Genomic DNA, 21335 nt, shown 5'->3' on the forward strand with positions numbered 1-21335 from the left:
TGAATATTTCAATGTTTTAATGTTTGACCGGGTTATCAACACTGGCTGGTGTTTTGCTTGCTGCCAATGCCTCTTGGGCCAGCTTGGCAATTTCAGCTTCAGACAATGGTATTGGCAAACGCTCCAGAGCAACCTCAAGAACACGATCAATCCAACGCACAGGAATAATTTCCAGGTGGTTTTTAACGTTATCTGGAATCTCAGATAAGTCCTTGACGTTTTCTTCAGGAATAAGAACCGTTTTGATACCACCGCGATGTGCCGCCAGCAGTTTCTCTTTCAACCCACCAATGGCCAGCACTTCACCCCGCAAGGTAATTTCACCTGTCATAGCAACATCAGCCCGCACCGGAATGCCCGACAAGGCAGAAACCAAAGCGGTAGTGATGGCAATACCTGCAGAAGGACCATCTTTAGGCGTTGCTCCTTCGGGAACGTGGATATGGATATCTTTTTTCTCGAAGATGCTATCGGCAAAACCCAGCCTGTGAGCACGCGACCTTACCACCGTGCGCGCCGCTTGCATGGATTCTTTCATAACATCACCCAAAGAACCCGTATGCTGAATCAGACCTTTACCGGTTACGGCCGCAACCTCGATGGTTAACAGATCGCCACCCACTTCCGTCCAGGCCAGACCGGTTACCTGGCCAACCTGGTTTTCTTTCTCAGCCATACCAAAGAGGTATTTACGCACACCCAGATACTGCCCAAGGTTTTCATTAGTCACAACAATAACGGGCGCAGTCGCTTTGCTGGCAGCCGTTTTGGACGTAGACTTGGCACCCATAAGGATTGCCTTGATGACTTTTCGGCAGATTTTGCCCAGCTCACGTTCCAGTGCCCGCACACCCGCTTCACGTGTGTAATAGCGAACAATATCACGTACCGCACTTTCCTCAATCTTAAGCTCACCCTCTTTGACGCCATTGTTTTTCATTAACTTTGGAATCAGGTGATCAAGAGCAATATGTACTTTTTCATCTTCGGTATAACCTGACAGATGAATCACTTCCATACGGTCCAGCAAAGCGGCAGGAATATTCAGGGAGTTGCTGGTAGCCACAAACATGACATCAGACAAATCGTAGTCAACTTCAACGTAATGATCCTGGAACGTATGATTTTGTTCTGGATCAAGTACCTCGAGCAGGGCAGAAGATGGATCACCACGGAAATCCATACCCAGTTTATCGATTTCATCTAACAGGAACAGCGGGTTGCGAACACCCACCTTGCTCATGTTTTGCAGAATCTTGCCCGGCATTGCGCCAATATAGGTACGACGGTGACCACGAATTTCAGCTTCATCACGAACACCACCCAAGGCCATACGAACATACTTGCGGTTGGTTGCGCGTGCAATAGACTGACCCAACGAGGTTTTACCCACGCCCGGAGGACCTACCAGGCAAAGGATTGGCGCCTTGACCTTATCGACACGTTGCTGCACCGCCAGGTATTCAATAATGCGCTCTTTAACCTTTTCCAAACCATTATGATCATCGTTAAGAATTTTTTCGGCATTTTCAAGCGAGGTATTGATACGGCTTTTTTTCTTCCATGGCAAGCCAATCAGGGTATCAATGTAGTTCCTGACAACCGTTGCCTCAGCCGACATCGGAGACATCAGCTTTAGTTTTTTAAGCTCGGCATCCGCCTTGGCACGGGCCTCCTTGGGCATTTGAGCTGCTTCAATTTTCTTTTCAAGCTCTTCAAGGTCAGCACCCTCTTCGCCCTCACCCAGCTCTTTCTGGATGGCTTTTACCTGTTCATTAAGGTAATAATCACGTTGGCTTTTTTCCATTTGCTTTTTAACGCGACCACGAATGCGCCTTTCAACCTGAAGAATGTCGATCTCGGCCTCTATCTGGCTTAGAAGTGCCTCAAGGCGAGCCGTTACATCAAGTTCGTTAAGCAGATTTTGTTTCTGCTCCAGTTTTAAAGGCAAATGGGCGGCAATGGTGTCGGCCAGGCGATCAGTTTCTTCTATGTTATTTAATGAAGAGAGGATTTCCTGCGGTATTTTTTTATTGAGTTTGACGTATTGATCAAACTGGGATACGACAGTACGGCGCAAAGCTTCCAGTTCAGCGGTACCCTCACTGGACGGAACAATAGGCATTACCTTACCGATGAAATTGGATTCCGTATCCCGGATTTCCTCAACGTGCGCACGCTGAAGCCCTTCCACCAGCACCTTGACCGTACCATCGGGAAGTTTCAACATTTGCAAAATAGTGGCAATACTGCCAATTTCATAAATATCTTCAGGCGCTGGCTCATCTTTGTTGGCCGTTTTTTGAGCAACCAGCATGATTTGCTTACCAGCCTCCATGGCAGCCTCTAGGGCACGAATGGAACGGGGCCTACCTACAAACAAAGGAATAACCATGTGGGGAAAAACCACCACGTCACGCAAAGGCAACAACGGCAACTCTATTGATTCTGCAGGCAAAATTTGACTCGCAGACATAAGCAATTTCCTTGAAAACAATCTGTTATAAATAATAATGATAGGAATATGGAGGCCAAACCGAAAAATTCAAGGCTTGTCTCCATATACTAGCAAAATGTTGTTTATGCTGCTGCGTTTTTTAAATTACGGGTTTTAGTGTTTGAAGAAGATGACTTCTCTGCCTCGGCATCATCACTGAAAAGCAGTAACGGGGTACCGGTACCATTGACAGCGGCCTCATCGAGCACAACTTTAATAACATTCTTACGGGATGGAAGGTCAAACATGGTTGACATGAGCGCAGCCTCAAGGATAGAGCGAAGACCACGGGCACCAGTTTTACGTTTCAGTGCTTTTTTGGCAATGGCAACCAATGCCTGGGGACGAATTTCCAACTCTACATCTTCCATTGCAAACAGTTTCTGGAACTGCTTTACCAATGCATTTTTGGGTTCGGTCAGAATTCTGACCAAGGCCTCTTCATTCAACTCTTCCAGGGTTGCCACAACCGGCAAGCGACCAACCAGTTCGGGAATCAGCCCGAACTTGATGATATCTTCAGGCTCTACCGTGGCAAAGACTTCACCGACGCCTTTTTCTGTTTTTGACTGAACCTGGGCACCAAAACCAATCCCTGATTTTTCGGTTCGGTTTTGAATGACCTTTTCAAGTCCGTCGAAAGCGCCACCCACAATGAACAGGATATTGGTGGTATCGATCTGGACAAAATCCTGGTTGGGATGTTTACGGCCGCCCTGCGGAGGAACTGAAGCGACCGTTCCTTCAATTAATTTGAGCAGGGCTTGCTGCACACCCTCTCCGGACACATCACGAGTGATGGACGGATTGTCGGATTTGCGCGATATTTTGTCTATTTCATCGATATAGACAATCGCCCGCTGTGCTTTTTCAACGTCATAATTGCAGTTTTGCAGCAATTTCTGAACAATGTTTTCAACGTCTTCACCCACATACCCGGCTTCGGTAAGGGTAGTGGCATCAGCCATGACAAAGGGAACATCAAGCTGACGGGCAAGCGTTTGAGCCAGCAGGGTTTTACCTGAACCGGTAGGCCCAATGAGCAAAATATTACTCTTGGACAGCTCTACCTCTTCGTCTTTGTTCAGCTCACCATGACGGATGCGCTTGTAATGGTTGTAAACCGCCACAGCCAAACTACGCTTGGGCTGGTCTTGCCCAATAACGTACTGATCCAGAAATGACTTGATCTGTGCGGGAGTAGGCAACTCTGTCTTGATTGCCTCGCGCGCATCTTCATGCGCACTGTCCCGGATAATTTCATTGCACAGCTCAATACACTCGTCACAAATAAAAATCGAACCGGGCCCTGAAATTAACTTGCGAACATCATCCTGACTTTTGTTGCAAAAAGAACAATGCAAAACTTTGCCATCGGAAGAACTGTTTTTATCTGCCATATTATGTATGTATATCTCGCAAAAAAGGCCGACCGTATAAAAGGTCGGCCAGTAAGGTTACCTTTAAGGATAGTATAGCAAAACTATACTCCTGCGGCCCTTGTGGTAAGTACTTTATCAATTAAACCGTAAGCCAGTGCATCTTCGGGCGCCATGTAATTATCGCGCTCGGTATGCTCACGGATTCTCTCGATAGGCTGGCCGGTATTGCTGGACAGAATCTGGTTCAGGCGGTCACGCAAACTGAGGATCTCGCGAGCCTGGATTTCGATGTCGGTAGCCTGACCCTGCGCACCACCCAAAGGCTGGTGAATCATGATGCGTGAGTTGGGCAGGCTGTAACGCTTGCCCTTGGCACCGGAGCTTAACAGAAAAGCCCCCATACTGGCAGCCATGCCCGTGCACAAGGTAGCGACATCAGGCTTGATGAACTGCATTGTGTCGTATATGGCCAAGCCTGCATAAACACCGCCACCTGGCGAGTTAATGTACAGGGAAATATCCTTGTCTGGATTTTCCGATTCAAGAAACAGCAATTGCGCAACCACGAGATTGGCCGACTGATCATTAACCTGCCCTACGAGGAAGACAACGCGTTCCTTCAGAAGACGGGAATAAATATCATATGATCTTTCACCACGACCAGACTGTTCTATAACCATGGGGATATAGCCAAGGCTGGTCGGCGTCACCGACTCGCCCCCATGCATGGACGCATAAAAATCGGTAAAACGGTGCATCATTACATTGTTCCCATTAATTCATCAAAAGCGATGGTTTCTTCAGCCACTTTTGCCAAAGACAAAACATGGTCAACCACGTTGTCTTCAAGCACAACCGCTTCAATTTCAGCGCGACGCTGGCGATCAGACAGATAATAGCTGATAACCTGCTCGGGTTTTTCGTAGTTTTGAGAGAATTCCTCAATACGGGCACGAACCTGCTCAGGTGTAACCTGCAACTTGGCTTGCTCAACCAATTCACCCACCAACAGGCCCAAACGTACGCGACGCTCGGATTCCGGTGTAAATGTTTCGGCAGGAATCGGCATTTGGTCTGCATTGGGCACGCCACGTTGCTTGAGCTCTTCGCGGGCGGCGGCAATACGTGCCTGGACGTCGTTTTCAACCAGGGCTTTTGGAATATCAAAGGTAGCCGCATTTGCCAGCGCATCCATGACGCTGCCTTTGGTACGGCCCTGGATACGGTTTTTGACTTCACGCTCGATGTTGCCACGGATTTCCGCAAGCAGTTTTTCGGTGCTGCCCTCTGGCTGGCCCAATGACTTGGCAAACTCTTCGTTGACTTCAGGCAATACAGGTTCAGCAACTTCTTTAACCGTAATAGTGAATTCAGCTGTTTTGCCAGCAACTTCCTTGCCTGCGTAATCTTCAGGGAAAGACAGAGGGAAGGTTTTGCTTTCGCCGGCTTTAAGGCCGGTAGCTGCCTCTTCAAACTCTGGCAGCATGCGGCCCTGACCTAACAGGAAGGGGAAGTTTTCAGCCTTACCGCCTTCAAATTCAACACCATCAATGGTACCTACGAAGTCCAGGGTAACACGGTCATCTTTCTGAGCCGCACGATCTTCACGGGCTTCGTAAGTGGCACGCTGTTTACGCAGAATATCAACGGTACGGTTGATTTCCTCATCGCCAACTTCAGCGGTAAAACGCACCACTTCCAGTGTGGAAAGATCGGGCAGGGCAACTTCAGGGTAGATTTCGAATTTGGCCACAAAACCAACCTGACCTTCTTCAACACCTTCTGTTTTAGGCTCGATGGAAGGCATACCGGCAACACGCAAATCGGCTTCCTTGATGATTTTATCGAATTCCTGACCTACTTTTTGATTGATGACATCGTAGCGGATACCAGGTCCGTGACTGCGTTCTATGACAGAAATGGGCGCCTTGCCTGGACGAAAACCCTGTACTTTGGCAGTACGGGCCACACGCTGCAGCTGTGTTTTAACGTCCTTTTCGATATCGTCTAATGATATGACTAGATTTACCTGGCGCTCAAGGCCTTCAAGAGTTTCTACCGTTGCCTGCATTTAAATAAACCTTTTATATTGCGGAAAAATTAATAGTATAACCAGTCATTTTACCCAAAAAAGCGGATAGCCATCATTTTTTTATGTTTAATTTGTCAAAAATACTCAAAATGCAACGCCCGTACCCACGCCAACGGCCACACCACCGCTTCCACCTGCCGCACCCACTCCATATACGCAAGCAGACAAAGTTAAAGAAATCGCAAGGATTAGTATAATATTCCGTTTCATTGTTGCACCTCGGGCATTTAATCAATACACTTTAATACGTACTTAAAATCATTAAGCCAATATTTACACGTACACATTTTATTATTTTTCAAGGGGTATGAACTCATGACTGATTTTGATCAACAAAACACTTCCACAGAAACACCCGATCAAACTCAAGAATTCCGCAAACCACGTTTTTCAAACGGTGGTTTCGTGATTGGCCTGATTGTATTCGGTCTGTTTACCGCACTCATTACCTGGTCTGTCAGTTTTATCGCCATGTTCTTTGGCGCCCTTGGCTCCATCATTTCAATTGCGACCTGCCTGTTTGACCATCAGCATTGTCGTTTTGCTTCCGTACCTGAAAACAACAAAGCCATTGAAGATGAAAACTGGGCGTACTTCGCAATCAGGGCCGTTTTTGGCACTATTTTTGGTACCGCTGCTTACGTAATTGTTATTCAGGGTGCTTCAGGCGATATGCACTGGGCAGCTGTGGCAACCGTTGCCACCTTTGCCGGTTTACTGTTTGACAAGATCCTGTTCAAAAAATAGTTTATCTGTCCGGCAAGTGGTTTTGCCAGCTTTTAAAACACCCTCAAGGCCTCATGAAAAATGAGGCCTTGATTTTTTTAGCCCATCAATTCCAGTTGGCTTCCTGTCCTAACACGGGTAACACATCTCATGCCAGAAAACAGCTGCCACGCTTACAGACTCTTTCTCAACGCTTCCATGGAATCATAAACCTTGTTCATGGACTCAAACTCTTCTTTGGTACAGGGATAGGTCTGTTCAGACGCTGCAGCTGTTCCATTTTGCGCATCAGCCACGGCAGTCGTTTTGTTACACATATATCGGGTAACACTTGAATCCGGCTCTGAGATGCCGTCCTGCAGCGCACAACCAGCCAATAATATAACGATGGCAAGCAATCCTGTTTTTTTCATTTCCAACCTGCTCAAGTAAATAATTTAATTACTTCTGTATAAATCATTGATTTTCTTGCTCGCCTCTTTATCTTTCAACTCTTCCTCGGTTGGCAAGACTGCATCGTTAATTATAGGCTCACTCCAGGTACCACGCACAAAATATCTGGCCGTTAATGAACGCTGCAAAGGCGCCTGCAATAACCACTGAGAAAGAAAAGCGCCCACACCAACCACCGGATTAACAATCACACCCGTCAAAATGGCAGCACCGCTAATATCAAGATTAGGCACCACCACCGCCTGAAAATCAAGCGCCTCGGTATTGATATTGGTTACCCCGGAAGCAACAATAGCCACGGCCGGACCACTCAGTCGAAAATCAGAAACCTGCATATTACCCTGCTTCATCTCCAGCCTGGACCTAACCATATCAAAACTGACGCCATCCTTAAATGAATTACCCAATGTACTGCCAAAATCCGGAATCCGGCGAATCGATTGCAAAGCCAGCAGCTCCAGGGCCTTGGCCACTTTCGAGTCAATACTCAGCAACCTGCCTTCTGTGACCTGACTCTCAAGATTAAGATCAATCTGATTCAAATCAAGATCGGTGATATCGGGCCATTTCAGCGCGCCATTCATATGCCCTTTACCGCCGGCAACCACTGTTTTCTCGAGCAGAACAGAGAGTAATTTCCCCAAATCCAAAAAATTCAGGTTCAACTTAAGATCCAACCCTGTACTGTTATTTTCTGTTTTAAGTGCACCGGTGGCATACAAAGAGCCACCAGCATTGTTAATGGTCAGATTGTCAATTTGCCAATTATCCTGCGGGTTTTTTTTACGTCCTTTCAGGTTAAGAGAGCCCAACTCTTTGTCAAACACCAAGAACCGTTTAGCACTAATATCCAGCCTGGGTAAATCCAAGCGCTTATTGGTACTGTTATTGGCCTGAGCGTTGTTTTCTTCTTTACCCCCAGCTGCTGAATTCAAGGCCAGACGGTCAAAACGGGCAGCCACAAAATCTTCATGGGCAACCTTGCCTGGCACCCAGTCAATGTCTCCAGTCACTGCCTGGGCATCAATGCGAAAACCCCATGCGGATGATTTGGGATTTTTAATACCCGAAACCCTGGCCTGGGCAATGGTTTGTGAAAGATAACGCAAAGAGGTTGCATCCAGCTGCAATGCGCTGACATCGGGAAACACCTGCGACGGCTTACCCGCGGTTTTTCCAGTATCAAACTCATCAACAATATCCAGCCATTGCTGGACATCAATGAAAGTCGGCTTGGCAGATATTTTCAAGCCATTGGCAGGCATTGACGGGGCAGCCAGGATGCCTATCCCTCCCCTAAAAAAGAAAGCGCCGGTATTTAAACGGACATCTCGCTCAAAAACAGCCTTGACGTCACCCTGCCCCAGCTCCAGCTCAAGCACTCTGGCATTATCGTTATTTTTACTGGCAGCACTTATCCAGCGAGCCCGCAGTGGTTTTGAGACAGCGGCGGCCTTGCCCACTTCACCCGGAAAATCCAGGGCCAGCCCCTGCAAGGAGGAATTGACTTGCACATTTACCTTTCCACCCGCCAGAAAATCAAACCTCGCCTCGTAATTGGCCTGTCCCTTTATCCGGCTCATGCCTTTAACCGAGAGCATCTCCCTGAGTCCCTCACCGGTAAACATCCCTTTAATACTCAAGGCTTTACCTGAAGAGCCAATATTGCCATCCAGGGTAACAGGCCCGCCCAGCATGCTCCCTTCAAGTTTTTGCGCCACCAATTCGGTTTCATCAAACCGCAAGGAACCATTCATTTTTTTTAACCAGGGATAGTCTGGCTCAAATTGAAAATCGGCATCCTGAATATTGATGGTTCCGCTTACCTTGGCATTATCCGCCTCATTCACCGGAATAAACAGACGTAACGGAATTTGCCAGGTGCCCGTTGCGCTGGCGGTATCCAGTGCGTTATTGATCAGATAACCCAAAGGCGTGATTCGAGTAAACGACAGAAAATTTTCGGCCGGCGCCATTGAATTGGCTTGCAGCTCCACCTCCGTGCCTTTTTCGATATTGGATACAAGACCGGAAAAATCATTCAGATCAATTTTTTGATCTTCCTGAATCAAAAAATAGGCATGCCCGGACTGCAGGGCAATCTTGTCGCGCCGAAAGTCAAAGCTGCCGTTTTCCGAATAAACAATTGGCCATTTACGCCCTTTTATTTCTTCCTGGTGATAATCAAGGGCCAAGTTTTTATAGTCACCCTTTACCTGAAAATCACCGGATTGTGACCGAAGCCCAAAAGGAAAATGATCAACAACCCCTTTCAACGTAAAAGGCGCATTGTCCAATTGGCCGTCCTTAAAGGCATGGGTAAGCCAATCCAGGGCATCCTCATCAATAACATTGGGCAAATAACGATACAAATGCGGCAATTTCAGTGAATGAAGATCGCCTTGCAGATCAACAATACCATTATCCGAATTGGGATCAAAATGCCAACTGCCACTGACATTGATATCTATATCGTCATTTTTAATGCTTCCCTGTTGTATGCTGACCCACGGAAACTGTTGCTCATCGCGCTCAAAGCGACCCGTTACATTGGTTTGATCAAGACTGACAGGCTCATTAAAGGACGTTTTGTCATCATAGAAAAACTGGCTGGCCATAAAAGAGAATGCCCAGGGAGTAAGCGTGGCCAAATCCTCATGGGGCATTTGTTCTGCATTGGTGGCACGCAAACGCCGCCTGATTTCCGCCTGAATGTTGCTGAAGCTGGTATCAAGCTTTAACCGTAAAAGACCGGAAGCAACAATAAAGGCATGTTTTCTTAAGTGATCTTCCAGCCTGAAATCCCTTGCTTCGGCATCCAGTGAGATTTCACCGATTTTATTCCTGTCCATTTCCAGGACAATCGCGGCATGATTGAGATACCCTGAACGAAGCTGCCCGGGAATATTTACCCATGGCGCAAGATCAAGCAAAGACAGCCCGTTTAACCTTGCATTAATTTTACCGCTGAACTGCAAGGGCCCTTCCGCATCCGGAGCCTGCTTCAAAGTCGCATCAAGAGCCAGAGAATGACCCAGCTGTTCGGGTAAATGGGCAAAAAATGAAACATCAAGCTCATCATGAGCACGCTTTATATCTAGTGTGACTCCAGACAATACCAATGGCCGAGCCTGACTCTGTTCATCAATCCAGATCAAATCGGTCTGTCTCAGACTAAGCGAAGACAGCGATTCCAACCATCCTGCCAATGAGGACAACTCCCCGTTATTCACCGCAGTATCGGGCACGCTGGCTTTGTCCTGTCCGACCAGTACTTGCCCCAGCAAGCGTATGCTTCCGCTTGAATCCCTGCGTATACTCAAGGCAGCGTTATTGATACTGATTTCAGACAAAAAAGGACGCATGCGTAACAAGTCCAGCCAGTTTACCCCCGCCGAAACCGATTTAATCTTCAAATATTCATTTTTCTCACTATTTTCAATAGTGACGCCTTCCAATTGCAAGACCGGGCTGTCCTCCCAGGCAAGCGACAATTGCTCGACCCGAACATCCATATCCAGCGTTTTACTGATATATGCCTGGATTTGAGGAAGCCATTGAGGCAGGTTTGGAACAAGAAAATACCTGACTCCCAATGACAAGGCAGCCAGCAGAATCAAAAAACCAATAAAAACGACTAGACAATAGCGTAAAATTTTCCTGGCAACGCTCACTGGGGCGGCTCACATCTTGATGGTTACAGTCCAGTGTATTATATCCAATACAGCATTGCCTCAGGCCACAGAAACAGTCGTTAGACATATCTTTACATTTTTTGAGAACGCATGATGCCAACCAAAAGCTTAACCCGCGCCCTTGAATGGTCCGGTTACCTGCAACGTAAAATCAGCACAAATGAACAGCTGAAAACCGAACTGAGCCAGGACATTTTGCACCCCATTACAGCCGACATCATTCAGCAGTGGTTTACGCAGGCAAGTGGCCAGCCCGTGCATCAACCCATGGCCACCGAGCAATGCAAACAAGTTTTGCGCAAGCTCAGGAATCGGACATTCTGCGCCCTCATGGTACGGGACATCAATGGCCTGGCCTGTTTTGAAGAGGTTACCCAAAGCATGAGTTTTCTGGCCGATCTGGCCGTGCAGCAAGCTTATATGAGCATCATGCAGGATCTGGTGCACACTCATGGCGAACCCATCAACCCTGAAACCGGCAGGCCCATGGAAATGATCATTCTGGGCATGGGCAAACTGGGCGGCAAAGAATTGAATGTTTCTTCCGATATCGATCTGATCATGCTGTATGCCCAGGAAGGTGAAACCACGGGTCGCCGCCCTTTAAGCCACCATGAGTTTTATGGCCGCCTGACCCAACGCATGATGCCCGTCCTGTCTGAATTAAATGCCGATGGCCATGTTTTCCGCACCGACCTGCGTTTGCGACCCGATGGTGATGCAGGGCCACTGGCATGGAGTCTTGATGCGCTGGAAAATTACCTGATTACCCAGGGGCGGGAATGGGAACGGTATGCCTGGCTGAAGGCCAGAATCATTCCCGTCAAGTATTTTGAACAAAGCTCGCCCAAAGAGGACATTGCCCAGCTGAAAAGCCTGCGCACGCCCTTTGTGTATCGCAAGTATTTTGATTTTGACGCCCTTGCCTCGTTACGTCAGCTACGCGAGCGCATTCGACAGGACTGGCAGCGCAAAGCCCTTAACCGCAATGGCGTGGACAGCATTCACAACATCAAACTGGGTGAAGGTGGCATTCGTGAAGTCGAATTTACCGTTCAGCTGTCACAGCTCATTCGTGGCGGCAGAATGCCATCCCTGCAACTCAGGGGCCTGTTACCCGCCCTCCATGCCGAAATAGGCATAGGACTCATTACCAAGGAAGAGGGTCTGCTGCTGGAAAATGCCTATCGTTTCCTGCGGCGCGTAGAGCACATGCTGCAATATCGTGAAGATGAGCAAACTCACCTGTTGCCGGCCGACCCCGAGCGATTTGCCGCACTGGCCAAGGCCATGAACATGGAAGAGCCGGCATTCCGGTCACAGCTTAACGAACACCGCCGGGTGGTGTCCCGGGCGTTTCGAAACGCATTCCGTATCGCAGGCATGGGTGAAGAGCCTGCATCTGGCAGCCATCACTCTGACACGCCTGACAATACTGACCTGTCTGAACTGATTCAACAATTTTTTTCACCGGAAAGCCATGAGTATATTGAAAACCGCATCAAGGCATTGCTGAACAGCAGTCGCATCCGCACCCTTTCAGGCTCAAGCCGCACGCGACTGAAAAAACTGTTGCCCACATTATTGGAAACCGCAGCCAAAACCGATGACCCTCAATTGACCTGCGGCAACCTGTTTGACCTGATTGAGGCGATTGCACAGCGCAGTGCCTATATTGCCTTGCTGGCCGAGTATCCGGAAACCCTGGCCAGAGTTGCCCGCATCATGTCCGCCAGCCACTGGGCGGCCGGTTACCTGATCCGCAACCCGATTTTGCTGGATGGGCTTATCGACTGGCAAACCCTAATGCAAAACGTGGATTTTTCCCATATTGCCACGCAGCTAAGTAAAGACCTGGACGCCTGCGTACTGCAAGACGGACAACCTGACGTTGAACAACAAATGAACATCATGCGAGATGTTCAGAAACAGGTCAGTTTTCAGTTATTGGCCCAGGATCTGTCAGGCGGCCTGTCGGTTGAAAAACTGGCCGACCATCTGTCAGACCTGGCCGATTTACTACTGGAAGAAAGCCTGAAACGCATTTGGCCTGCCGTCAAACCCAAACCGGAACAGACTAATGAGCAAGTACCTGACTACCCGCGTTTTGCCGTGATTGCCTATGGCAAACTGGGCGGCAAAGAACTGGGTTATGCCTCAGACCTTGATTTGGTGCTGCTTTTTGATGATCCGGCCGACTACGCCCTTGAGGTTTATGCAAAACTGGGACGACGTCTGAGCACCTGGCTTTCCAGCATGACCTCTTCAGGCCGGATGTACGAAATTGACTTGCGCCTGCGCCCCGATGGCGATGCGGGCCTGCTGGCCATCTCGGTTGATACCTTTGAAAAATACCAGCTTGAACACGCCTGGCCCTGGGAGCACCAGGCACTCACCCGAGCCCGCTTCTGCGCAGGCGACAAGGCCATAGGCAAGCGCTTTGAACAGATCCGTCGCAATATCCTGCTCAAAGAAAGGGACCGGGAGCAACTCCGGCAGGACATTATCGATATGCGTGCCAAAATGCGGGCTGGCCACCCCAATCATTCGGGTATGTTTGATGTGAAGCATGACCACGGCGGCATGGTTGATATTGAATTCATGACCCAATATCTGGTGCTGGCCTATTCACATCAATACCCACGGCTGCTGGATAATCTTGGCAATATTGCTTTGCTTAAAATCGCTGCGGAAGGCGGCTTTATTCCCGAAGATCTGGCCAATGAGGTGGCGGATGCTTATCGTACTTTGCGTAAAACACAACATGCGGTCAGGCTGCTTGGGCAGGAAAAGGCACGCATAGACAGTAATTTGCTGCTTGGCGAACGCAAAGCGGTGGATAAACTATGGGAAATCGTCTTTCCCGGCACCCGAGAGCAGGAAAGCAATCCCTCACAATGAGCCAAAGCCCTGAATTCAGGACAAAAATATTCTAAAATGAATCTTTGCAATATTTTTGTCCTACTGCCATGGTTACCGTCACTGATATCAAAAGACCTGTCCTGGAATTACCCCAAGGGCACCGTAAAGTGCTTCTGCACTCCTGTTGTGCACCCTGCTCTGGCGAGGTCATGGAAGCAATGCTTGCATCAGGTATTGATTACACGATTTTCTTCTACAACCCGAATATCCATCCGGTCAAGGAATATGAAATCCGCAAGGAAGAAAACATCCGCTTTGCACAACTGCATAACGTCCCTTTCATCGATGTGGATTATGATGTCGACAACTGGTTTGAACGCGTCAAGGGAATGGAAAACGCGCCAGAGCGTGGCGAACGCTGCACCGCCTGTTTCGACATGCGCTTTGAGCGTACCGCCCTGTATGCACACGAACACGGATTTGACACAATTACCAGCTCGCTGGGCATTTCCCGCTGGAAAGACATGAACCAGATTAACGGCTGTGGCGAGCGCGCGGCTGCCCGTTACCCCGAACTGGTTTACTGGACCTACAACTGGCGCAAAGGCGGCGGCTCGGCCCGCATGATTGAAATCAGCAAGCGCGAAGAATTCTACCAGCAGGAATATTGCGGCTGCGTCTATTCGCTTCGAGACACCAACCGGCACCGGCAAAACCAGGGACGTGAACGGATTAAAATCGGTGTCAATTATTATCGCAACGAAGATAAAAGCTAAATACATCACAAAATCCAAACAAAAGGCCTCGTTTTTGGGAACGAGGCCTTTTGTTTTATGCACCGTGTCTGGCGCCGGGCATATCCCTACTGAACCGGCTGGAGTGCGGGCGCGGGTGTGGCAGCTGTACCTGGGTTTGCCGCGCTTTGCGAAGCAGGTGAAGTGATGAATCCCAGCTTCTTCAAGCCAGACCCTTTGGCCATTGCCATGATTCTGGCCAGCTGCTCATAACGCGTATTTGCATCAGCACGAATTCTGATTTCCGGTTGAGGCATCTCTTTGGCCTGTAAAATGAACATCTCACGCAAATCCGCCTCGGGAATGGGTGATTCATTCCAAAAAATGCCGCCATTGGCATCAATGGCCAAATCAATTGACTTGGGGTCTTCGGTAACAGGGGCACTGCTTACCTGTGGCACATCTATTTTGATAGAGTGTGCCAGCAAGGGCGCAGTAATGATAAAGATAACCAACAAAACCAGCATCACATCAATGAGCGGAACCATATTTATTTCCGATACCATATGATTGGAATTGTTTTTCTGGTCGAAGCTTCCAAATGCCATTATTTACCCCACTGCTTTAATGATGTGTGCCATTACTGCGCAAGGCACGGACTTTGCCGGAAGAAACTTCCACCTGCTGTCCTGTTGTGACAAAGGCGAATAAGTCATAGGCAAAACCATCCAGTGAAGCCAATACGACCCGATTGCGCCGCACAAAAGCGTTATAAGCCAGCACCGCAGGAATGGCCACCGCCAGACCCAGGCCGGTCATGATCAGCGCCTCTCCCACTGGCCCGGCGATTCTGTTGATGGAGACGCCATCGGACATGCCGATATTGATCAGGGCATGGTAAACCCCCCACACGGTTCCAAATAAGCCCACAAAAGGTGCGGTTGAACCCACCGAGCCCAGAATAGTCAGCCCATTTTCCAGATGCGCGGTTTCCTCATCAATGACTTTACGCATGGTACGGGTAACAAAATCAGCATTCGAACCCACTTCTGACAAATTGGTCACTCCATATTTTGCATGATGCTCACGCGCATGCAAGGCCTGGTTAGCCAGACGCGAAAACGGGTCTGTCGCCCCAAATTTATGCAAATCCTTGTCCACCTGCTCCAGAGAGGAAGCGCTCCAGAATCGGGAAAGAAATGCTTTGCTGTGACGGCTTGCACGCAAGTTAAGCAAACCCTTAACCACGATAAGATACCAGGTCAGCAAAGACATGAACACCAGCACGCCAAACAGGGTTTTACCCACTGCATCACTTTGCATTAAAAAACCCAGCATTTGTGAAGCACCCGCCTCAGTGACAACTGCCGTTGCAACGGTGCCAGCTGCTTCAGCAACGTTACTGGCCGCCACCGTGGTAGCCTGCGTCAGATTAAGGGCTGCCGTTGAAGTCGTGTCGGCCTCATTGAGTGATGCAGCGGCAACACTACTATTTCCTGATGTATTGGTCACAATTTGCGCAATTGAACCATATGTTGAAGTCAGCAATGCCGAAATCATGCTCTTTCCTTTTATTCAAATTTAATTGGGATGTCTGCCAGCGCTTCCCGTGGCACACCATTTTCTGTCTGAGGTTTAAATCGTGCCTGACGCACGGCATTTAAGGCCGCCTTGTTCAAGGCATCATAAGGCGTTCCTTTTAATACCGATACACGCTTGGCTATCCCGTCACGATCAATGAGGACACGCACAATAACCGTTCCTTTTTCACCCCGCCGCCGGGAACTCATTGGATAATTAACTTTGGGGCGCACCCTGTAATCCACCTGCCTGACCACAATCGGTGCCGAATCGGCCGATGCTGAACCTGGCTTCACATTGGGATTACCCTGGGGAACGCCAATGGCTTTGCTAACTGGAGGAGCCTGCCCAGACACTTTCTGGCTCTTCAATACGGTTTTTGGCTTGGGTTTTTCCTGCTCCACCTTTTTCTTGGGTTTGACTTCTTTTTTAACCATTTTGGGTGGCTCAGGCTTGGATTCCGGCTTTGGTTCTGGCGGCTTGACCGGCATGACAGGTTCGGGTTCTGGCTGGAGTTGAGGCTCAGGTTCTGGCTCAACCACTGGTTCAGGTTCTGGCTCAACTACTGGTTCTGGCTCCGGCTCAACCACTGGCTCTGGCTCCGGCTCGGGGATATCTTCTTCAACTTGCTCTTCCTGCGGCGGTATCACATCAGGCATAACTTCACCTTGAGGCGCCTCGGAAACCGTTTCCTCAAAAATTGAAACAAACACTGGCGCTTCTTCAACTTTCGCATTAGTTGCCGGTGCCTCCAAAGTTATGATAAACCCCAAAGTAGCAAGAATACCCGCGGCAGTAACAGCACCTGCCAGGCGAATTGAAAAAGGTACTGTTGGAATTATGTTTGAAGATTTATACATACTTTTTAATTTAAACGCTTGGCCTTTATCACACCTTGATTAATACTGCCTAAAACCAAAGATCAGACCAGCGACACTACAAAATTTGCTACCAATCCATTTAGCCTGTCTCTACCGTTCGGGGGACTGTTTGCCAGCAACACAAATTAAATAATAATGATTCTCATTATTAAAATCAACTTTAATTATTACCTAATGTCTTTTTATAAGCAGCTATTTTAATAAATAGAACACAAGCATCTGATTTTTATTAAATAAATAAAATGAAATTTCTTTATTTTTTAGCGTTGCTAAAAAACAACCCGCTTCAACAGACTATTTTAGACAAAAAAATACCGCCTTGCGGCGGTATTTTTGTAGCTAGCAATAAATTACTTAGCTGATACTTCTTTGGCTTGTGGACCTTTAGGACCATCTGCAACCACGAAAGTTACTTCCTGGTTTTCTTGCAGGGATTTGTAACCTGAACCGATGATGTCGGTGTGGTGCACAAACAAGTCTTTACCGCCTGAAGCGGGTTTGATAAAGCCGAAGCCTTTTTCGTTGTTAAACCATTTAACGATGCCAGATTCTGTTGACATTTGAATTTCCTTAAAATTACGGTCTAAATAGACCAAACAAACACAAGACCATCAAGGAGTAGACAAAAGCACAACGAAACTGCATGAGCAAAGAATCTAGCAAAAATCAACGAACTTGAAAATCTTATACGTCACACTATGACGATTATTCGGATCTCTGTCAACAAAAATTTACCGGGGAATTACCCTGATTCGTGTAAAAATACATTTTCCGTAACAAAAAATGCCTGACAAACAGTTTTCAATGACAAGCAAAAATACTGTAATATCAGGCATTTACCTATATATATTAAGGATTTAAGGGTTTACTTCCGGGCAAATGAAAACTTGCCATCTTGCATACCCACCAGAATGGTATCTTTTGGACCCAACTCTCCTTCAAGAATTCTTTTGGCAATTGGATTCTCAATGTGTTGTTGAATGGCACGTTTTAGAGGTCGAGCCCCAAAAACCGGATCAAATCCACTCTCGGCAATTAAGGCCAGAGCCTCTTCGGAGACCTCAAGTGCCATTTCCTGTTCATGCAATCTTTGCGCAAGACGCTTCAGCTGAATATTCGCAATCGAGGCAATATGCTTGCTGCTTAGGGCATGGAAAACAACCACCTCATCGATCCGGTTCAGGAATTCAGGGCGGAATGCCTGTTTGACGTCTTCCCACACCACCTCTTTGATCGCCTCGTAAGACTGCCCCACCATGCTTTGGATATGATGTGAACCCAGGTTTGAAGTCATGATAATGACCGTATTGCGAAAATCCACTGTACGACCCTGACCATCAGTCAGGCGACCATCATCAAGGACTTGCAACAGTACGTTGAAAACATCCGGATGTGCTTTTTCAACCTCATCCAGCAAAATAACGCTATAAGGTTTACGGCGCACCGCTTCTGTCAGATACCCCCCCTCTTCATAGCCAACATATCCCGGAGGTGCACCAATAAGACGGGCAACCGAATGTTTCTCCATGAACTCACTCATGTCGATCCTGACCATATGCTCATCGGAATCAAACAGAAAACCGGCAAGTGCCTTGGTTAATTCGGTTTTACCGACACCGGTTGGACCCAGGAACAGGAACGACCCATAAGGCCTGGAAGGATCAGACAAACCGGCCCGTGAACGGCGAATGGCATCGGCAACCAGGGTCACCGCCTCATCCTGGCCAACCACCCGTTTGTGCAGTTCATCTTCCATGGCCAGCAATTTGGACCGCTCTCCCTGCATCATTTTGGAAACCGGTATGCCAGTGGCACGGGAAACCACTTCAGCAATTTCCTCGGCACCCACACGGGTGCGTAGCAATTTAGGTTTTTCAGCCTGCTCAGCACCTGCCTCGGCGGCTTTCAGACGACCTTCCAGCTCGGGCAACTTGCTGTATTGCAATTCAGCCAGTTTATCAAACTGCCCCTTGCGCTGGTACTCGGCCATTTGTGCCCGTAACCGGTCAATTTCTTCCTTAATGGCTTTGGAGCCCTGCACGGCTGCCTTTTCAGCCTTCCATATTTCCTCGTAGTCGTTATACTCCCGTTGAAGCTGTTCCATTTCCTCTTCAATCAATTTCAAACGACGTCGGGAGGCCTCGTCCGTTTCCTTGATCACGGCCTCGCGTTCGATTTTCAATTGAATGATACGCCGGTCAAGCCGGTCCATGACTTCGGGCTTGGAGTCGATTTCCATCCGGATGCGGGCCGCCGCCTCATCAATCAGGTCAATGGCCTTATCAGGCAGGAAGCGGTCGGTAATATAACGATTGGAAAGCTCGGCGGCCGCCACAATAGCCGGGTCGGTAATGTCCACCCCATGGTGAATTTCATAACGCTCTTGCAGGCCACGCAAAATGGCAATGGTCGATTCCACATCTGGCTCGTCAACAATCACTTTCTGGAAACGTCGTTCCAGTGCCGCATCCTTTTCAATGTATTTACGGTATTCATCAAGCGTGGTTGCGCCTATGCAATGCAACTCACCGCGAGACAAGGCAGGTTTGAGCATATTGCCGGCATCCATTGCACCTTCCGCCTTGCCTGCCCCCACCATGGTGTGGATTTCGTCAATAAAGACAATATTATTGCCATCATCCTGGGCCAACTCTTTCAAGACCGCTTTCAGGCGTTCTTCAAATTCACCGCGATACTTGGCACCTGCCAGCAAAGCGGCCAGGTCCAGTGACAGCACACGTTTGCCCCGCAAGGACTCTGGCACCTCATCATTAATAATACGCTGGGCAAGCCCCTCGACAATAGCGGTTTTACCCACGCCAGGCTCACCAATAAGCACCGGATTGTTTTTGGTACGACGCTGCAAAATCTGAATGGCCCGTCGAATTTCATCGTCGCGCCCTATGACCGGATCCAGTTTACCCTGGCGGGCACGATCGGTCAGGTCTGTCGTGTACTTTTCAAGTGCCTGACGATTGGATTCGCCTTCCTGGTCTGTCAGGGAAGCTCCGCCTCGCACCGCTTCAATCGCAGCCTCAAGCGCTTTTTTCTGCAAGCCGGCATCACGCAAAATACGACCAGCCGCACCATTGTCTTCGGACAGCGCCAGCAAAAACAGTTCACTGGCAATAAAAGCATCACCACGCTTTGCCGCTTCTTTGTCGGTTTTATTCAGCAAGCCGTTCAGGTCCCGGCTGATCTGGATATTGGGATCGGCACCCTGCACTTGCGGAATATCCTTTATTGCTTTCTCAAGAGCCGGCAGCACACGGTTAACCGACACGCCTGAACGTGCCAGCAAACTGGCGGAACCACTTTCGGCATCTGCCAGCAAGGCAGACAGAACATGAACAGGTTCTATATAAGGGTTATCGTTTCTGGTTGCTATACTTTGGGCATCAGCCAAAGCCTGCTGGAATTTTGTTGTCAACTTATCAAATCGCATCATTCTTTCCCATAAAAGGTTGAGCGTATCTGCTCGGGTTATCTTTGAATACTACTTATATAGCGTTGCCTCCTGAAATTTCAAGATATGAAATTTCACTTTTTGATAACTGGCCTGTTCGTTTCAGGTTTGAGCAAGTTTCCACAAGCGGTATGACAACTGCTATTACCGTCCACAAGGACAAGGCTTTAAAACCAATCGTCCAAATTCAGATGTTAAAATACCAATTCAGCCCCTCAACAAGACAAGGCAATTGTTATCGTCAATTGTAGTCTTTCATTTCCGGTTTTCAATGTCTGCCTCACTTCCAACCCGCTTTCCCCATCATATTGTGATAGACACCTGTGTCCTGATGTCCAATGTATTGCGACACCTGCTGTTTCGCATGGCACAATCAGGGCATTTTCACCCTATATGGGCTGAATACATCGGCGTGGAATGGCGACGCAATGCCAGCAGGATCTGGAACGTAGCGCCCGAATTACTTGAGGCTGAATGGCTGAAAATGCAAGAACAGTTCCCGCTAGCCAATATGGGCGATGTAGCGGCCTATGAAGCGGGCCTTAAGCGCAGTGATCAAAAAGACTGGCATGTTATTGCAGCAGCCCGTGCCGCCCAGCAAAAACATCCCGACAGTACCATCTGCATCCTGACCCGCAACATCAAGGACTTTCATCGGGCCGAAATCCGGAATCTTGGACTGTACCTGTACGACCCGGACCAGTTTCTGGTGATGTGCTGGGAACGCCATCAGGCACAAATGCAGACACTCTTTGAACTGATTCCCACAGATGCCCTGAAAATAGGCAGGCAAGCAGAACCGTTAGAAACAGTGCTCAGACGCGAGCGGCTGTTTAGACTGAACAAACTGGTTCTGCAACAGCAAGAGCTTCAGTTTGATCCCGCCCTGTAACTGAAAAAAGTGTCTACAGTAACAAAATCATTTATTTCCCAGGGCCTTATTTAATTTATATTTAAAGCATTTCC

Annotated in this window: 16 protein-coding genes; 4 read left to right on the forward strand and 12 right to left on the reverse strand. The window is 48.4% G+C overall.

Annotated elements, in window-relative coordinates; genetic code table 11:
• Nucleotides 1-16 precede the first annotated feature (16 nt).
• The 5 genes from lon to IE074_RS14945 all read right to left on the reverse strand — a co-directional run bounded on the left by lon (nt 17) and on the right by IE074_RS14945 (nt 6181).
• Nucleotides 17-2476, reverse strand: a complete 2460-nt coding sequence (lon, locus tag IE074_RS00870) for an endopeptidase La (RefSeq protein ID WP_189383549.1) — start codon at nt 2474-2476, stop codon at nt 17-19.
• 104 nt (nt 2477-2580) lie between these two features.
• The gene (clpX, locus tag IE074_RS00875) at nt 2581-3897 is read right to left on the reverse strand and encodes an ATP-dependent Clp protease ATP-binding subunit ClpX (protein ID WP_189383550.1); all 1317 of its coding nucleotides are present in this window, start codon (nt 3895-3897) and stop codon (nt 2581-2583) included.
• A gap of 83 nt (nt 3898-3980) precedes the next feature.
• Entirely contained in the window at nt 3981-4637 is a 657-nt protein-coding gene (gene clpP / locus IE074_RS00880) for an ATP-dependent Clp endopeptidase proteolytic subunit ClpP (RefSeq protein WP_189383736.1), read from the reverse strand.
• 2 nt (nt 4638-4639) lie between these two features.
• Nucleotides 4640-5950, reverse strand: coding sequence for a trigger factor (tig, locus tag IE074_RS00885; protein WP_189383551.1), 1311 nt, complete (start codon nt 5948-5950; stop codon nt 4640-4642).
• Nucleotides 5951-6055: 105 nt separating this feature from the next.
• Nucleotides 6056-6181 (reverse strand): hypothetical protein, encoded by a 126-nt coding sequence (locus tag IE074_RS14945; RefSeq protein WP_268247299.1) that lies wholly within the window; start codon nt 6179-6181, stop codon nt 6056-6058.
• A gap of 105 nt (nt 6182-6286) precedes the next feature.
• Between IE074_RS14945 and IE074_RS00890 the strand changes: the two genes are divergently transcribed.
• Nucleotides 6287-6718 (forward strand): hypothetical protein, encoded by a 432-nt coding sequence (locus IE074_RS00890; protein ID WP_189383552.1) that lies wholly within the window; start codon nt 6287-6289, stop codon nt 6716-6718.
• A gap of 152 nt (nt 6719-6870) precedes the next feature.
• Here IE074_RS00890 and IE074_RS00895 read toward each other — a convergent pair whose 3' ends face one another.
• On the reverse strand, nt 6871-7110 hold the full coding sequence (locus tag IE074_RS00895) for a hypothetical protein (RefSeq protein ID WP_189383553.1): 240 nt from the start codon (nt 7108-7110) through the stop codon (nt 6871-6873).
• Nucleotides 7111-7134: 24 nt separating this feature from the next.
• Entirely contained in the window at nt 7135-10824 is a 3690-nt protein-coding gene (locus tag IE074_RS00900; protein ID WP_189383554.1) for a YhdP family phospholipid transporter, read from the reverse strand.
• Between the two features lie 111 nt (nt 10825-10935).
• Between IE074_RS00900 and glnE the strand changes: the two genes are divergently transcribed.
• Entirely contained in the window at nt 10936-13746 is a 2811-nt protein-coding gene (gene glnE, locus IE074_RS00905; RefSeq protein ID WP_189383555.1) for a bifunctional [glutamate--ammonia ligase]-adenylyl-L-tyrosine phosphorylase/[glutamate--ammonia-ligase] adenylyltransferase, read from the forward strand.
• Between the two features lie 68 nt (nt 13747-13814).
• Nucleotides 13815-14483 carry an epoxyqueuosine reductase QueH gene (locus IE074_RS00910; RefSeq protein WP_189383556.1) on the forward strand — a complete coding sequence of 223 codons (669 nt, stop codon included), beginning with the start codon at nt 13815-13817 and terminating at the stop codon, nt 14481-14483.
• An 86-nt stretch (nt 14484-14569) separates the two neighbouring features.
• Here IE074_RS00910 and IE074_RS00915 read toward each other — a convergent pair whose 3' ends face one another.
• From IE074_RS00915 to clpB, 5 genes are all read right to left on the reverse strand, one after another.
• Nucleotides 14570-15049: an ExbD/TolR family protein gene (locus tag IE074_RS00915; RefSeq protein ID WP_189383557.1), complete on the reverse strand. Its 480-nt coding sequence runs from the start codon at nt 15047-15049 to the stop codon at nt 14570-14572.
• Nucleotides 15050-15065: 16 nt separating this feature from the next.
• Nucleotides 15066-16001 (reverse strand): MotA/TolQ/ExbB proton channel family protein, encoded by a 936-nt coding sequence (locus tag IE074_RS00920; RefSeq protein ID WP_189383558.1) that lies wholly within the window; start codon nt 15999-16001, stop codon nt 15066-15068.
• Nucleotides 16002-16012: 11 nt separating this feature from the next.
• Nucleotides 16013-16735: an energy transducer TonB gene (locus IE074_RS00925; protein WP_189383559.1), complete on the reverse strand. Its 723-nt coding sequence runs from the start codon at nt 16733-16735 to the stop codon at nt 16013-16015.
• Nucleotides 16736-17253: 518 nt separating this feature from the next.
• Nucleotides 17254-17463, reverse strand: coding sequence for a cold-shock protein (locus IE074_RS00930; protein ID WP_189383560.1), 210 nt, complete (start codon nt 17461-17463; stop codon nt 17254-17256).
• Between the two features lie 305 nt (nt 17464-17768).
• Nucleotides 17769-20348, reverse strand: a complete 2580-nt coding sequence (gene clpB, locus IE074_RS00935) for an ATP-dependent chaperone ClpB (protein WP_189383561.1) — start codon at nt 20346-20348, stop codon at nt 17769-17771.
• Between the two features lie 292 nt (nt 20349-20640).
• On the opposite strand from clpB, the gene IE074_RS00940 reads away from it, so the two are divergent.
• Nucleotides 20641-21261 (forward strand): PIN domain-containing protein, encoded by a 621-nt coding sequence (locus IE074_RS00940; protein ID WP_189383562.1) that lies wholly within the window; start codon nt 20641-20643, stop codon nt 21259-21261.
• Nucleotides 21262-21335 lie beyond the last annotated feature (74 nt).

The organism is Advenella faeciporci (assembly GCF_014652395.1).
GTDB classification, from domain to species: Bacteria; Pseudomonadota; Gammaproteobacteria; order Burkholderiales; family Burkholderiaceae_B; genus Advenella; species Advenella faeciporci.